Annotated in this window: 14 protein-coding genes; 7 read left to right on the top strand and 7 right to left on the bottom strand. The window is 68.0% G+C overall.

The features are described 5' to 3' along the window. Window positions 1–368: 368 nt before the first annotated feature. The 4 genes from nrdF to nrdH all read right to left on the bottom strand — a co-directional run bounded on the left by nrdF (window position 369) and on the right by nrdH (window position 4357). Window positions 369–1370, bottom strand: a complete 1002-nt coding sequence (gene nrdF / locus DEJ31_RS14225; protein WP_258366318.1) for a class 1b ribonucleoside-diphosphate reductase subunit beta — start codon at window positions 1368–1370, stop codon at window positions 369–371. 96 nt (window positions 1371–1466) lie between these two features. After that, window positions 1467–3572, bottom strand: a complete 2106-nt coding sequence (gene nrdE / locus DEJ31_RS14230) for a class 1b ribonucleoside-diphosphate reductase subunit alpha (RefSeq protein ID WP_111122178.1) — start codon at window positions 3570–3572, stop codon at window positions 1467–1469. Window positions 3573–3589: 17 nt separating this feature from the next. Further along, a complete protein-coding gene (gene nrdI, locus DEJ31_RS14235; protein ID WP_110904159.1) occupies window positions 3590–4006 on the bottom strand; it encodes a class Ib ribonucleoside-diphosphate reductase assembly flavoprotein NrdI in 417 nt (138 codons plus the stop codon). Window positions 4007–4123: 117 nt separating this feature from the next. Continuing rightward, window positions 4124–4357, bottom strand: a complete 234-nt coding sequence (gene nrdH, locus DEJ31_RS14240; protein ID WP_058769310.1) for a glutaredoxin-like protein NrdH — start codon at window positions 4355–4357, stop codon at window positions 4124–4126. A 365-nt stretch (window positions 4358–4722) separates the two neighbouring features. On the opposite strand from nrdH, the gene DEJ31_RS14245 reads away from it, so the two are divergent. Next, window positions 4723–5928: an MFS transporter gene (locus DEJ31_RS14245; RefSeq protein ID WP_110904158.1), complete on the top strand. Its 1206-nt coding sequence runs from the start codon at window positions 4723–4725 to the stop codon at window positions 5926–5928. 77 nt (window positions 5929–6005) lie between these two features. After that, entirely contained in the window at window positions 6006–6824 is an 819-nt protein-coding gene (locus DEJ31_RS14250; protein ID WP_111043928.1) for an aldo/keto reductase, read from the top strand. Window positions 6825–6946: 122 nt separating this feature from the next. On the opposite strand, the gene DEJ31_RS14255 is transcribed toward DEJ31_RS14250, so the two are convergent. Further along, window positions 6947–7276 carry a hypothetical protein gene (locus DEJ31_RS14255; protein ID WP_111043927.1) on the bottom strand — a complete coding sequence of 110 codons (330 nt, stop codon included), beginning with the start codon at window positions 7274–7276 and terminating at the stop codon, window positions 6947–6949. Window positions 7277–7387: 111 nt separating this feature from the next. On the opposite strand from DEJ31_RS14255, the gene DEJ31_RS14260 reads away from it, so the two are divergent. The 3 genes from DEJ31_RS14260 to DEJ31_RS14270 all read left to right on the top strand — a co-directional run bounded on the left by DEJ31_RS14260 (window position 7388) and on the right by DEJ31_RS14270 (window position 9162). Then, window positions 7388–7969, top strand: a complete 582-nt coding sequence (locus DEJ31_RS14260) for a hypothetical protein (protein ID WP_146240613.1) — start codon at window positions 7388–7390, stop codon at window positions 7967–7969. Continuing rightward, a complete protein-coding gene (locus DEJ31_RS14265) occupies window positions 7950–8564 on the top strand; it encodes a hypothetical protein (protein WP_111122179.1) in 615 nt (204 codons plus the stop codon). Before DEJ31_RS14260 ends, DEJ31_RS14265 begins: the two co-directional genes overlap by 20 nt. Before the next feature lie 76 nt (window positions 8565–8640). Beyond that, window positions 8641–9162, top strand: coding sequence for a ribonuclease H (locus DEJ31_RS14270; RefSeq protein ID WP_110904154.1), 522 nt, complete (start codon window positions 8641–8643; stop codon window positions 9160–9162). An 80-nt stretch (window positions 9163–9242) separates the two neighbouring features. Here DEJ31_RS14270 and DEJ31_RS14275 read toward each other — a convergent pair whose 3' ends face one another. Then, window positions 9243–9494, bottom strand: a complete 252-nt coding sequence (locus DEJ31_RS14275; protein ID WP_110904153.1) for a DUF6458 family protein — start codon at window positions 9492–9494, stop codon at window positions 9243–9245. Between the two features lie 59 nt (window positions 9495–9553). Next, the gene (locus tag DEJ31_RS14280) at window positions 9554–12109 is read right to left on the bottom strand and encodes an RNA helicase (RefSeq protein ID WP_111122180.1); all 2556 of its coding nucleotides are present in this window, start codon (window positions 12107–12109) and stop codon (window positions 9554–9556) included. Between the two features lie 76 nt (window positions 12110–12185). Here DEJ31_RS14280 and DEJ31_RS14285 point away from each other — a divergent pair, with 76 nt between their 5' ends. After that, window positions 12186–13199, top strand: a complete 1014-nt coding sequence (locus DEJ31_RS14285) for an LLM class flavin-dependent oxidoreductase (RefSeq protein ID WP_111122181.1) — start codon at window positions 12186–12188, stop codon at window positions 13197–13199. Between the two features lie 656 nt (window positions 13200–13855). Continuing rightward, on the top strand, window positions 13856–14710 hold the full coding sequence (locus tag DEJ31_RS14290; protein WP_111122182.1) for an NAD(P)-dependent oxidoreductase: 855 nt from the start codon (window positions 13856–13858) through the stop codon (window positions 14708–14710). Window positions 14711–14790: the final 80 nt, after the last annotated feature.

Raw genomic sequence — 14790 nt, forward strand, 5'->3', positions numbered from 1 at the left:
AGTCACGATAATCCACGTGCGGAAGTCATCTCGGCAATTCGCGAAGCGGTTCCCGATGTGAGGATTGCTTGCACCAGGTGTCGCAACTTTGCCTGGTTAGCGAGCTAGCGCGCCCTGAGATGCGGACTCACAACCTCTTCTCAGCGGGCGCTCAACGAAATGCTTGTTGCGCCGGCTCGATGCATATCCCCGTCTATCCTGATTCCGGGTCACTATTCGATATGGCGTACCATGATGCGTTTGTCGATCGGCTCGGAGACGACGCTCTTTGTAGGTAGAACACTGCGATACGAGGCGCCGGTCGAATCACAACGAGGAACGCCCCGCTGGCCAAAGCCAGCGGGGCGTCCCCACGAGTCGGACCAGGCTCAGAAGTCCCAGTCCTCGTCCTCAGTGCTCTCCGCCTTGCCGATGACGTACGACGACCCAGACCCCGAGAAGAAGTCGTGGTTCTCGTCCGCGTTTGGCGACAGCGCCGACAGGATCGCCGGGTTCACGTCCGTGGTCTCCTTGGGGAACATCGGCTCGTAGCCCAGGTTCATCAGCGCCTTGTTGGCGTTGTAGTGCAGGAACTTCTTGACGTCCTCGGTCAGCCCGACCTGGTCGTAGAGGTCCTGCGTGTACTGGATCTCGTTCTCGTACAGCTCGAACAGCAGGCTGAACGCGTAGTCCTTGATCTCTTGCTTGCGCTCCTCGGAAGCGCCCTCGAGGCCCTTCTGGAACTTGTACCCGATGTAGTACCCATGGACGGCTTCGTCGCGGATGATCAGGCGGATCAGGTCGGCCGTGTTGGTGAGCTTGGCGCGCGAGGACCAGTACATCGGCAGGTAGAAGCCGGAGTAGAACAGGAACGACTCGAGCAGCGTCGAGGCGACCTTGCGCTTCAGGGGGTCGTCACCGGTGTAGTAGTCGAGGACGATCTGTGCCTTCTTCTGCAGGTTCACGTTCTCGGTGGACCAGCGGAAGGCGTCGTCGATCTCGGGCGTCGATGCCAGGGTCGAGAAGATCGACGAGTAGCTCTTGGCGTGCACCGACTCCATGAACGCGATGTTCGTGTAGACGGACTCCTCGTGCGGGGTGATCGCGTCGGGGATCAGGCTGATCGCGCCGACGGTGCCCTGGATGGTGTCGAGGAGCGTCAGACCGGTGAACACGCGCATGGTGAGCTGCTGTTCCTCCGGCGTGAGGGTGTTCCACGACTGCACGTCGTTCGACAGCGGCACCTTCTCGGGCAGCCAGAAGTTGTTGACGAGGCGGTTCCAGACCTCGACGTCCTTCTCGTCCTGGATTCGGTTCCAGTTGATCGCGCTGACCGAACGGATCAGCGGGACGGCTTTGCCGGTGGCGTGGACCGGGTCGGTGAGAGTCATTGCGTTCTTCCGGAGGTGGTGGTGCAGAACAAGTACGGAACCGGAGGCGCGGGGCGGGGCCGCCCCGCGCCTCCAGTCAGGAGATCGCGGAAGCGATCAGAGCATGCAGCTGACGCAGCCCTCGACCTCGGTGCCCTCGAGTGCGAGCTGGCGCAGACGGATGTAGTAGATCGTCTTGATGCCCTTGCGCCATGCGTAGATCTGCGCCTTGTTGATGTCACGCGTGGTGGCGGTGTCCTTGAAGAACAGCGTCAGGGACAGGCCCTGGTCCACGTGCTGCGTCGCCGCGGCGTACGTGTCGATGATCTTCTCGGGGCCGATCTCGTACGCGTCCTGGTAGTAGTCCAGGTTGTCGTTCGTCATGAACGGCGCCGGGTAGTAGACGCGGCCGAGCTTGCCTTCCTTGCGGATCTCGATCTTCGACGCGATCGGGTGGATCGACGACGTCGAGTGATTGATGTACGAGATCGAACCGGTCGGCGGCACGGCCTGCAGGTTCTGGTTGTAGATGCCGTACTGCTGGATGGACGCCTTCAGCGCCTTCCAGTCGTCCTGCGTCGGGATGGTGATGTTCGCGTTGTCGAACAGCGACGCGACGCGCGGGGTCGCCGGCGTCCAGACCTGGTCGGTGTACTTGTCGAAGAACTCACCCGACGCGTACTTCGAGTCGCGGAAGCCGTCGAAGGTCTCCCCCGTCTCGATCGCGATGTTGTTCGAGGCGCGCAGGGCGTGGAACAGCACCGTGTAGAAGTAGATGTTCGTGAAGTCGATGCCCTCTTCGGAGCCGTAGAACACGCGCTCACGAGCCAGGTAGCCGTGCAGGTTCATCTGGCCGAGGCCGATGGCGTGCGACTTGTCGTTGCCGTCCTCGACGGAGCGAACAGAGGTGATGTGCGACATCTGCGAGACCGAGGTCAGGCCGCGGATGGCGGTCTCGATGGTCTTGCCGAAGTCCGGCGAGTCCATCGTCAGCGCGATGTTCAGCGAGCCGAGGTTGCAGGAGATGTCCTTGCCGATCTCCTTGTACGAGAGGTCCTCGTTGAAGGTGGTCGGGGTGTTGACCTGCAGGATCTCCGAGCACAGGTTGGACATGTTGATCCGACCCTTGATCGGGTTGGCCTTGTTCACCGTGTCCTCGAACACGATGTACGGGTAGCCCGACTCGAACTGGATCTCCGCGATGGTCTGGAAGAACTCGCGGGCCTTGATCTTCGTCTTCTTGATGCGCGAGTCGTCGACCATCGCGCGGTAGTTCTCGGAGATCGGGACGTCGCCGAAGGGGACGCCGTAGACCTTCTCGACGTCGTACGGCGAGAACAGGTACATGTCCTCGTTGTTCTTCGCGAGCTCGAACGTGATGTCCGGCACGACGACGCCGAGGGACAGCGTCTTGATGCGGATCTTCTCGTCGGCGTTCTCGCGCTTGGTGTCGAGGAACTTCATGATGTCCGGGTGGTGGGCGCTGAGGTACACCGCGCCGGCACCCTGACGCGCACCGAGCTGGTTCGCGTACGAGAAGGAGTCTTCCAGCAGCTTCATCACGGGGATGATGCCCGAGGACTGGTTCTCGATCTGCTTGATCGGGGCGCCGGCCTCACGGATGTTGGAGAGCAGCAGGGCCACGCCGCCGCCGCGCTTGGAGAGCTGCAGCGACGAGTTGATGCCGCGCGAGATCGACTCCATGTTGTCCTCGATGCGCAGGAGGAAGCAGGAGACGAGTTCGCCGCGCTGGGCCTTCGCGGTGTTGAGGAACGTCGGCGTCGCAGGCTGGAAGCGGCCGGCGATGATCTCCTCGACGAGGTCGATCGCGAGCTGCTCGTTGCCCTGCGCCAGGCCGAGCGCGGTCATCACGACGCGGTCCTCGAAGCGCTCGAGGTAGCGCTTGCCGTCGAACGTCTTGAGCGTGTAGCTCGTGTAGTACTTGAACGCACCAAGGAACGTCTGGAACCGGAACTTCTTCGAGTACGCCAGGTCGTTGAGCCGCTGGATGAAGTCCATCGAGTACAGGTCGATCGTCGCCTGCTCGTAGTACTCGTTCTCGACCAGGTAGTCCAGCCGCTCCTTCAGGTTGTGGAAGAAGACGGTGTTCTGGTTGACGTGCTGCAGGAAGAACTGCTTGGCCGCCTCACGATCCTTGTCGAACTGGATGTTCCCGTCCGCGTCGTAGAGGTTGAGCATCGCGTTGAGGGAGTGGTAGTCCATCCCCGTCTGCGGAGACGTCAGATCGACGTCTGCAACTGCTGCGTCCAAAATGCTTCCAATCCTGAGTTGACCGCCACCACGTCGTCGGGGGTCCCGAAGACTTCGAAGCGGTAGAGAACGGGGACTCCGCACTTGCGCGCGACGATGTCCCCGGCGAGGCCGAACGCCTCGCCGAAGTTGGTGTTCCCGCCGACGATGACGCCCCGGATCAGTGCCCGGTTGTGTTCGTCGTTGAGGAACTTGATGACCTGCTTGGGGACCGCTCCGTGTCCGTTGCCGCCACCGTAGGTGGGGAGGACCAGGACGTACGGGCCGTCCGCCCGCAGGGGCGGCTCACTCGCGTGCAGCGGGATCCGGTCGGCGTCCTGGCCGAGCTTCTCCACGAACCGGGCGGTGTTGCCCGAGACACTCGAGAAGTAGACGAGGCGGCTCATGGTGCGCTCCCTGACGAAGGTGCGGACTGCGGACCGGAGGGTGTGGTGCGGGGTGGGACGAGCCTCCTGGCCGTCCACCCGCCACCGGGCGTCGCGGGCCGAGTGGCCCGCGAGGCGTCAGGCCAGTTCGGCGCTGAGGGTGGCGATCTTGTCGGGGCGGAAGCCCGACCAGTGGTCGTCGTCGGTCACGACGACGGGGGCCTGCATGTAGCCGAGGCTCTTGACGTGCTCGAGTGCGGCTTCGTCCGTGGAGACGTCGTGCACCTCGTACTGGATGCCCTTGTTGTCGAGGGCGCGGTACGTCGCAGTGCACTGGACGCAGGACGGCTTGGTGTACACGGTGACGGCCATGATCTCCCCTGGTTCTGGGCCCGGTAGGAGGCCCGTCGTTCTGGTGCTGTGTTGTCGATGACGCTACTACATGTAGTGCCCGATGGGCGGGTGGACCACTAGAGGAAGTGTTACACCCCTGTAGTTTCCACAACGTCATCCACAGTCTGTGGATTCCCGTGAGGCCCGGTTTTCCGCCACTCTGCCACCGCCCACCGACACTTCCCACACCCTGTTGGGGGGCCTTCTCCACGGGTGTGGAAACCTCCCGCTCGGCGTGTCTGAGAGCGCTGCGCGGACACCGCCCCGAGCGCCGTCCCCCGCACGGGTGGCACGGTTCTCCACAGCCGCCGCAACGCGGTCCGTCCAGTCCGTACACTCGTCTCGTGAGCGCGTACGGGTCCCTGCTGAAGACGCCCGGGGTCGGCAGGGTCATCGCCGCGCAACTCACCGCGCGGTTCCCGTTCGGCATGTTGTCGCTGGCGTACCTGCTGCACGTCGAGCACATCTTCGACTCGTACGGCGCAGCAGGACTCGTCCTGGCGACCACGAGCATCGGCCAGGCCCTCGCCGGTCCGCTCACCAGCCGCTGGATGGGCCGCTGGGGCATGCGCCCCGTCCTCATCCTGACGAGCGTCGTGGCGCTGGTGACGATGGGCGTCATCGCCTTCTTCGTGATGCCGCTCTGGGCCTACGTCGTGATCGGCTTCGTCGGCGGTCTGGCGGTCCCGCCGGTGCAGCCCGCCGTCCGCACCATCTACCCGAAGATGGTCACGTCCTCGCAGCTCACCCCGCTCTTCTCCCTCGACGCCAGCGCCCAGGAGCTCATCTGGGTCGCCGGCCCGGTCATCACCACGTTCGTCGCGACGCAGATCGGCACGGTCCAGGCGATCGTCGTCGCGATGGTGTTCCTGCTCATCGGTGGCGCCTGGTTCATCGCCTCGCCCGAGCTCGGCCGGGTCCGCATCCCCCGCTCGAAGCGCGCGTTCGGGGTCGTCATGAAGCGGCCGTCGGTCGTGGTCGCCACCGTCACGGGCCTGCTGCTCATCGGCGCGTGTGCCGCGGTGGAGGCCAGCGTCACCAGCGTCTTCGGCGAGGGCAGCCCGAACGCCGGCATCGTCCTCGCCGTGTTCGCGGTCGGGTCGCTCGTCGGCGGTCTCGCGCTGGGGCACCTCCCGATCTCACCGAACGCCCTCTGGTTGCGCATGACGATCGTCTTCGTCGGACTCGTGCTCGCGGTCGGCAACCCGACCTTCTGGTGGCTCTGCATCTCGCTGGTCATCGCCGGCGCCGGCATCGCCCCCGCGCTGACGGTGATGTTCGGCTCGGTCTCCGCCACCGTCAAGTTCTCCGACACGGCCGAGGCCTACGGATGGATGGGCACCGGCCAGCTCATCGGCGCCGCTGGCGGCTCCGCGGTCGCGGGCTTCCTGATCGACAGCAACGGCCCGAGCGGCGGGCTGATGGTCGGAGCCGTGATGGCGGCGGCCGGGGTCGTCTTCCCCCTGGTCGTGCGCCGGTGGTTGCCCGACCTGCGTGGTCGTGACGCCAGCCCGCTGCCCGACACCGAGCCGGTCCACCTCCCCACCTGATCCGTCGGTCCGGGAGTTCTCCACAGGACGTCCTGGAGGCGCGGCTCGCCCCCCGTCACGGCGGGCAGGATGGGTGCATGGTCACCTCCACCCCCCTCCGCGACGGCCGGAGCATCCGCACCATCGGCTTCGGCGTCTACAAGGTCGACGACTCCGAAGCGGCGACGGCCGTCGGTCTCGCACTGGACGCCGGGTACCGGCACGTCGACACGGCCGAGATGTACGGCAACGAGCGTGGCGTCGGGCAGGCGATCCGGGCCTCCCGGCTGGAGCGCGATGACGTGTTCGTGACCACGAAGGTGTGGAACGAGCACCAGGGGCGTGACGGCACGCTGCGGGCGTTCGACGCCAGTCTCGAGCGGTTGGGGCTCGACGCGGTCGACCTGTACCTGATCCACTGGCCGGCGGCCGCGAACGACCGCTACGTCGAGACCTGGCGCACCCTCGTCGAACTCCGCGAGTCCGGGCGGGCGCGCAGTGTCGGCGTCTCGAACTTCCAGGTGCCGCACCTCGAGCGGATCATCGACGAGACCGGCGAGGTCCCCGCCGTCAACCAGGTCGAACGGCACCCGTGGTTGCCGCAGCGCGAACTGATGGCGTTCCACGAGCAGCACGGCATCGTCACGGCCGCGTGGTCCCCGCTCGGCCGCGGGCGACTGATCGAGGACCCGGTCCTGGTCGGCATCGCCGCCGCGCACGACGTCAGCGTCGCCCAGGTGCTGGTCCGGTGGAACGTGCAGCAGGGGGTCGTCGTCCTGCCGAAGTCCGTGACGCCGTCGCGGATCCGCTCGAACCTCGACGTCGACGGCTTCGTCCTGACGGACGACGAACTCTCCGCGATCGCCGGCCTCGAGTCCGGTCAGCGCACGGGCTCGCACCCCGACGCCGTCGCCTGAGCGGGCCGGCAACCGCGCCCGCCTGCCGCGTCCGCCGCGGAACACCGGTGTTCGTCAGTCGCGCCGCGGAATCCCGCGGCGTCACCGGCGAACACCGGTGTTCCGCGTGGGCCTCGAGCCGCTCAGCCCTGGCGGTCCTCCTCAGACTGCCACGGCAGGTGCAGATCGCCCGGCTCCGGTTCGACGTCGCCGGCGTCGTCCGCGCCGCCGGTCCCCGGGGCTGCGACGATGCGCGAGGGGTCGATGCCGTCCTCGCGCAGGTCGTCGTCGTCACGCTGCTTCGTCTGTGACGCGTCCATCTCCCGCTCGCTCGAGGGGCTGTACGACGTGTCGGCGGCGCGCTGTTCACGCCCGCTCACCCCGTCGACGTCGTCGCTGTGCGCTGCCGAGGTCAGGGCGTCGGAGCGGTCCCGGTCGTCAGAGTGCTCGGGGCCTGCGATGTCGTTGCTCATGCTGTTTCCTCCCGTTTCCCCGAACGCTAGGCGGCGGACGGCGTCGAGCTCCCAGGCCGTCCATCCGATCGGGGCACAACCGGCTCCCGCACGCACCAGTACGGTCGAAGCGTGATGGATCCTCGCGCCCTGGCCACCGACGAGCTCCGACCCGGGGAGCGCCTGCTGTGGGTCGGGCAGAGCGATCCCGCGCGGCTGTTCACCGGACGCGACGGCTTCCTCGTGCCTTTCAGCATCCTGTGGGGCGGCTTCGCGATCTTCTGGGAGGTCGGCGTCCTCACCACCGGAGCACCGTGGTTCTTCGCCCTCTTCGGTAGCGTCTTCGTCCTCATCGGGCTGCACCTGATCGTCGGCCGGTTCTTCGTGAAGCGCCACCGGAAGCGCACGGAGGCTTTCGCCGTGACCGACCGGCGAGCGTTCATCACGAACGGGCGCAGCAGCCGTGAGACCGATGTCAGCCGGACGGACCGGGACATCAACTGGACCCGCGGTCGAACCCATTGCTCAGTCGAGTGGGGTGGCAGCTCCGGGCGAGGAGTGTTCGGCGGCGGCGGGTTCGGCGCCCCCAACCTCCAGCACCTCTACGCCAACACGGGCCTCGACGGGTTCTTCGGTCCTCGTCCGATGGCGTTCTACGACGTCTCGGACGGCAAGGCCCTGGTCCAGGCACTCGATGACGCAGCCCGACGCTGACGGCTCCTGCCCCACCGGGTCGGCGAGCCCCGAGCAACGGGCCCTCGTCGACGGACAACTCCGCCCGGGTGAGCATCTCCTCTGGGTCGGCCACAGTAACCTGCAGCGGATCTTCGTCGACGCTGACCGGTACCTGATCCCCTTCAGCGCTTTCTTCCTCGTCATCGTGACGAGCTTCCTCGTGGCGGCCGCCCGCTCGCACGCGAACCCGGCGGTCCTCGTCCTGCTGTCCGCCCTCGTCCTGGTCGGCCTGCACATGGGCGCCGGCCGGTTCCTCGTCAAGCGCCACCGCAAGCGCACCGACGTCCACGCCGTGACGACGGAGCGGGCACTCGTCACGAACGGCCGGCGGACCCGCGAGACCGACGCCCACCGCCCCGACTGGTACGTGGACCGGACGGCGGAGCACGTCACCGTGCAGTGGGACGACGTCAGCGACCTCGACACGCTCTTCTGGGGTGGCAGCGCTGCTGCCCAGCAGTACGCGAACACGGGCCTCGACGGCCTGCCCGGGGCGCGGGAGAACTTCGCCATGTACGACGTCACGGACGGCGACGGACTCGTCGCGGCGCTCCGCCACACCTCCGGTCGCTGACCCGGCCGGGAGGCACGGCTCACCCCGCAGGTCCGTTACGCTCGTCGGGCACTCGCCACCACCAGGAGGTCCCACCGTGACGATCGTCGCCGCCGCTGACGGCTCAGCCCTCGGCAACCCCGGCCCTGCCGGCTGGGCCTGGTACGTGGACGACGACCGCTGGGCTGCCGGAGGCTGGCCCCGCGGCACCAACAACCAGGGCGAGCTGACCGCCGTCCTGCAACTCCTCAAGGCCACGAAGGACACCGGCGAACCGCTGCACATCCTCTGCGACAGTCAGTACGCGATCAAGGCCTGCACCGAGTGGCTCGCCGGCTGGAAGCGCAAGGGCTGGCGGAAGGCCGACGGCAAGCCGGTGCTCAACGTGGAGATCATCCAGGAGCTCGACGCCGAGCTGCAGGGCCGCAAGGTGACGTTCGAGTGGGTCCGTGGGCACATGGGCCACGAGATGAACGAGGCAGCCGACGTCCGTGCCCGCGGTGCGGCGACGGCGTACCAGAACCGCACCGAGGTCCCGACCGGACCGGGCTGGCCGGGCGTCGACGTCTCGGAGCCGGCACCGATCCCCGAGGTCGCTCCCCCCGCGACGCTCTTCTAGACCGCAGGACCGACAGCCACACGACAGACAGCGGAGGGCGGGACCGTTCGGTCCCGCCCTCGCTGTCGGTCGTACTGGATTCAGTAGGTGCCGTCGCGGCGGTCCTGCCGGGTGATCTGCTCGCCGGAGGCCGGGTCGACCCCGGACCGCGTGGTGGTGGTCGTCCGACGTCCGCCGAAGCCGACCGCCAGGCTGATGATGAGCAGGATGACGCCGGCGGCCATCAGGATGTAGCCGATGAGGCGCAGGTCGATGCCGGCGATCTGGTAGTCGACCGCGAACGCGACGATGGCGCCGATCACGATCAAGGCGATGCTGGAGCCGATTCGCATGGGGTTCCTTCCGTGGGCTGCGGCTGACCGTACCCGGTGGGCAGCCCGCGTGTTCTGGCTCAGTCGACGTCGACCTCGGCCCACCCGTCGAAGCGTCCGATCTCGGTGACGCGGACCACGGCCTCGCCGGCGTCGTCGGAGGCGTCGAGGTCGATGGTCGCCGAGAAGCCGAAGTCCTTGTCGCCCGCCGGGTCGGCGAAGATCTGCCGCGCACGCCAGGAGCGCCCCTGTTCGGAGAGCACGAGGTACTGCATGGACCGGGCTTCCGCGTCGATGCCGATCGTGTCGTGCTCGTCGTAGTACTCCTCGAGCACGTTGTCCCACGCGTGCTGGTCGAACCCGGCGGTGGCGTCGAGTTCGCCGAGTCCTTCGATGTCGTCCCGGGCGGCCAGCAGCACCCGCTGGAAGAGGGCGTTGCGCACGAGGACCCGGAAGGCCCGGACGTTGCCGGTCAGGCGGGCGGGCTGCGGCGGCGCGATCTCCTCGTGCTCCGCTTCGGCGAGCGCGATGTCCCCGTTCATCAGCGCTTCCCACTCGTCGACGAGCGAGGAGTCGACCTGGCGGACGAGCTCGCCGAGCCACTCGATGATGTCGTCGAGCTCCTGGGTGCGGTGTTCGTCCGCGATGGTCTGCCGCATGGTGCGGTAGGCGTCGGACAGGTACCGCAGCACCAGGCCCTCGGAGCGGGTGAGCTGGTAGAAGCGGACGTAGTCCCCGAAGGTCATCGCCCGCTCGTACATGTCCCGGACGACGGACTTCGGGGAGAGCGAGAAGTCGAGCACCCAGGGCTGTTCGTCGGCGTAGCTCTCGTACGCGGCGGTCAGCAGTTCGTCGAGCGGTTTCGGCCAGGTGACCTCTTCGAGGAGCTCCATCCGCTCGTCGTACTCGATTCCCTCCTGTTTCATCCGGGCGACCGCCTCGCCGCGTTCCTTGAACTGCTGCTGCGACAGGATCGCGCGCGGGTCGTCGAGGGTCGCTTCGACGATGGACACCATGTCGAGGGCGAAGGTCGGCGACTCCGGGTCGAGCAGTTCGAACGCGGCGAGCGCGAAGGGTGACAGTGGCTGGTTGAGCGCGAAGTTCGCCTGCAGGTCGACGGTCAGTCGGTAGGTGCCGTCGACCTTCTCGATGACACGGGCGTTGATCAGCGTCCGCGCGATCGTGAGCGCCCGACGGGCCATCGCGAGCTGACGGGCACGCGGTTCGTGGTTGTCGTAGACGAGGGAGCGGACGTCCTCGAACGCGTCCCCGCCGCGGGCGACGACGGACAGCACCATGGCGTGCGTGATCCGCATCCGGGACACCATCGGCTCGGGCTCGGCGGCGATCAGGCGTTCGAACGACGCCTGACCCCAGGACACGAAGCCCTCGGGTGCCTTCTTCCGCTTGATCTTGTTCTTCTTCTTCGGGTCGTCACCGGCCTTGGCGACCGCGCGGGCGTTCTCGATGTCGTGCTCGGGTGCCTCTGCGACGACGTCGCCCTCGGTGTCGTACCCGGCACGTCCGGCACGACCGGCGATCTGGTGGAACTCGCGGGCGGAGAGCTGGCGCATCTTGGTGCCGTCGAACTTCGTCAGACCGGTGAACAGGACGACGCGGATCGGCACGTTGATGCCGACGCCGAGGGTGTCGGTGCCGCAGATGACGGGCAGCAGGCCACGCTGGGCGAGCTGTTCGACCAGGCGCCGGTACTTCGGCAGCATGCCGGCGTGGTGCACGCCGATGCCCGCCCGGATCAGGCGTGACAGGGTCTGCCCGAACCCGGCGCTGAAGCGGAAGCCGGCGATGGCCTCGGCGATCTGGTCTCGGCGTTCCCGTGAAGCGACCTTCGCCGACATGAGTGCCTGCGCCCGCTCGAGTGCCGCGGCCTGGGCGAAGTGCACGATGTAGACGGGTGCCTTGCCCTCGTCGAGCAGCCGTTCGACGGTCTCCTGCACGGGGGTCATCACGTACTCGTACTCGAGCGGCACGGGGCGCGAGACACCGGTGACCCGTGCGGTCGACCGACCGGTACGCCGGGAGAGGTCGTCCGCGATCGTGGTGACGTCGCCGAGGGTGGCGGACATCAGCAGGAACTGCGCCTTCTCGAGCACGAGCAGCGGCACCTGCCACGCCCACCCCCGGTCGGCGTCGCCGTAGAAGTGGAACTCGTCCATGACCACGACGTCGACGTCTGCGTCGGGACCCTGGCGGAGCGCGAGGTTCGCGAGGATCTCGGCGGTGCAGCAGACGATCGGGGCGTCGGCGTTGACGGCGGAGTCGCCCGTGACCATGCCGACGTTCTGGGCGCCGAACAGGTCGACGAGCTGGAAGAACTTCTCGGACACGAGGGCCTTGATCGGCGCGGTGTAGTAGCTGCGCTTGCCCTCCGCGAGCGCGGCGAAGTGCGCACCGGCGGCGACGAGGGACTTGCCGGTGCCGGTCGGGGTGCTCAGGACGACGTTGGCACCGGAGACGAGTTCGATGAGGGCTTCGTCCTGCGCCGGGTAGAGCGGACGTCCGCCGGAGGCCGCCCACTCGGCGAAGGCGAGGTAGACGGCGTCCGGATCGACGACACCGCCCTCGGCCGCCGGCAGTGCGGCGACGAGCGGAGGGGCGGTGGTGACGTCGGTCATGTGCCCATCCTCCCAGCCCCACGCCTGACACGGCCCGCACCTCCCGCATATCCATGCGCTCGCATAGACTCGCCGTGTGCGTGAACTCGGATTCCTCTCCTTCGTCCCGAACCACGGCGGTGCTCCCGGTGCCGCGAGCGCCCTGGAGGACGGACTGCAGCTCTTCCAGACCGCCGAAGCCCTGGGCTACGGCACCGGCTGGGTCCGCGGCCGGCACTTCGAGCCCTTCCTCACCAGCCCGATGACGTTCTTCGCCGCCGCAGCCCAGCGGACCAGCACGATCGGCTTCGGCACCGCAGTGCTCGGCATGCGCTACGAGGACCCGGTGCGCCTGGCCGAGGACGCCAGCACCGTCGACCTGCTCAGCGGTGGCCGGGTGCAGCTCGGCATCAGCACGGGCATCGCCGGCTACGGCCCGATCCTGGACCCGGTGTTCGGCGGCTCCGAGCGGTCCTTCCGCGACGAAGCCGAGGCACGCGCGGCTCGGCTGCTCGAGGTCCTGCACGGCGACGCCCTCGGCTCGGCCGGCACGGGCTACGAGAGCATCCCCGCCGACGCCGAACTGACCCTGCAACCGCAGAGCCCCGGCCTGCTCGACCGCGTCTGGTGGGGCGGCGGCAGCATGGGCACCGCGGTCCGCACGGCCGAGAAGGGCCTGCTGCTGCACTGCTCGACGCTGAACACCGAGGACACCGGCGCGCCGTTCGCCGAAGCGCAGGCCGACCAGATCGCCGCGTACCGCTCCCGGTTCGCCGAACTGCACCCGCACCGACAGTCGAAGGTCGCCGTCGGCCGGATCATCGTCCCGCTGCTCGATGACCACGACCGCGACGTCCACCGGGAGTTCCTCACCGGGTACGCGTCCGGCATGGACGACGAGGGTCGACCGCTGTCGGGTCCGCCGTTCCGCTTCAGCAGGGTCCTGTCCGGTGAGCCGGCAGCCATCGTCGACGCCCTGCGCGCCGACCCGGCCGTGGCGGCGACCGACGAGCTGGTCGTGACCCTGCCCGCCAACGGTGACAGCGCCTCCCACGAGCGGATCCTGCGCATCGTCGCGGAGGAGATCGCACCGGCGGTCCGCGCCGTCTGACCACCCACGAGCGGCACCGGCACCCTGCGCCCGGCCCCGGCCTTCCGGCACCCGGGGCGCCGTCCGGCCTCAGCGTCCAGCGGGGCCCACGGGCCGGTGAGTTCCGTGGGCTGCACCGCCGGACGACCATCGGCGTTCCTGATCCGAACCCGATGGTGCACTCATCGTTCCACCTGTGCACCTTTTTGTCACACGTGGCGAATCCGCTTTTGTCACACGTGGCGAATCCGCTCCGCACGACCACGGTGCCGCCGGGGGAACGAGGCCGTGTCGCCGCGGGAACGAGGCCGTGCCGCCGCGGGAACGAGGATGCGCCCCCGCAACGAGTGCGGGGGCGCATCAGGACGCATCAGGACCACCGGGGCGTCATCGGCCGGATCAGGAGGCCGCGACACTCGCTCGGCAGTCCTTGATCGATGCGTGCGCCGACGGTAACCAGCCGACTGGCGCACCTCCGATCGTACCGATGCGACCGGGCACGGTGCGGAAAGTGGACGGAATCACAGCCTCCTGACGCGCTCCAGTCCGAGGGTCACGGACGTCGTCGGCCCGCCCCCGGCCCGGCCGGTACCGCCCGTACCTGGCTGCGTCCACCACCGGCAGGGCAGGATGGGCGTGACCCGACCCGGGTCTCGACGACGAGGTGGAGTGACGCGATGACGCGTGTAGTGGTGACCGGTGGCAGCGGCAAGCTCGGACGGGCGGTCGTCCGCGACCTCGACGAGCACGGGTACGACGTCGTGCTCCTCGACCGGGTGGCCTCCCCGGACAAGCCCGAGCGGGTGCAGTTCGTGCGGACGGACCTCACCGACTACGGGCAGGTGCTCAACACGTTCCTCGGCGTCGACGACCGCTACGACTCCGTGGACGCGGTCGTGCACCTCGCCGCCGTCCCCGCGCCGGGCCAGGTGCCCGACGTCGCACTCATCACGAACAACGTGACCGCGTCGATCAACGTGTTCCACGCTGCCCGCGCGGCCCGCATCCGGAACGTCGTGTGGGCCTCCAGTGAGACGCTGCTGGGGATCCCGATGGGCGAGCACCACCCGCCCTACCTGCCCGTCGACGAGGAGTTCGCGGTCCGCCCGCAGTCGTCGTACTCGCTCGGCAAGGCGGTGGAGGAGGAGATGGCGCGCCACTTCACCCGCTGGGACCCGCAGCTGAAGATGATCGGGCTGCGCTTCTCGAACGTGATGGACGAGACCGACTACCCGGCGTTCCCGTGGGACGCCACCCCGGAGGCGAAGACGTTCAACCTGTGGTCCTACATCGACTCGCGCGACGGCGCCCAGGCAGTCCGCAAGGCCGTGGAGAGCGAGTTAACCGGGTTCGAGGCGTTCATCATCGCCAGCCCGGACACCGTGATGGACACCCCGACGCTGGAGCTCGTCGAGCAGTTCCTGCCGGACGTCGAGCGCCGGGCCGAGATCGACGGCGTCAGCTCGCTCCTGTCGTCCGAGAAGGCCCGCGAGCTCCTCGGCTACGCGCCCGAGCACACCTGGCGCACCTGACCCCTCCGCAAAACGCAACGTCGGCGGCGACTCACAGCGGTACTCCGTTGCGTGGGGCCGCCGACGTTGCGTTCCGCGGA

It is taken from the genome of Curtobacterium sp. MCPF17_031, from assembly GCF_003234035.1.
Classification (GTDB): Bacteria; Actinomycetota; Actinomycetes; order Actinomycetales; family Microbacteriaceae; genus Curtobacterium.

Coding starts and splice junctions, on each gene's coding strand:
- nrdI (WP_110904159.1), bottom strand. CDS start 4,006: ATGAGCCGCCTCGTCTACTTCTCGAGTGTCTCGGGCAACACCGCCCGG.
- nrdF (WP_258366318.1), bottom strand. CDS start 1,370: ATGACTCTCACCGACCCGGTCCACGCCACCGGCAAAGCCGTCCCGCTG.
- DEJ31_RS14255 (WP_111043927.1), bottom strand. CDS start 7,276: ATGAGCAACGACATCGCAGGCCCCGAGCACTCTGACGACCGGGACCGC.
- DEJ31_RS14275 (WP_110904153.1), bottom strand. CDS start 9,494: ATGCGAATCGGCTCCAGCATCGCCTTGATCGTGATCGGCGCCATCGTC.
- DEJ31_RS14290 (WP_111122182.1), top strand. CDS start 13,856: ATGACGCGTGTAGTGGTGACCGGTGGCAGCGGCAAGCTCGGACGGGCG.
- nrdE (WP_111122178.1), bottom strand. CDS start 3,572: ATGGACTACCACTCCCTCAACGCGATGCTCAACCTCTACGACGCGGAC.
- DEJ31_RS14265 (WP_111122179.1), top strand. CDS start 7,950: ATGACGCAGCCCGACGCTGACGGCTCCTGCCCCACCGGGTCGGCGAGC.
- DEJ31_RS14250 (WP_111043928.1), top strand. CDS start 6,006: ATGGTCACCTCCACCCCCCTCCGCGACGGCCGGAGCATCCGCACCATC.
- DEJ31_RS14280 (WP_111122180.1), bottom strand. CDS start 12,109: ATGACCGACGTCACCACCGCCCCTCCGCTCGTCGCCGCACTGCCGGCG.
- nrdH (WP_058769310.1), bottom strand. CDS start 4,357: ATGGCCGTCACCGTGTACACCAAGCCGTCCTGCGTCCAGTGCACTGCG.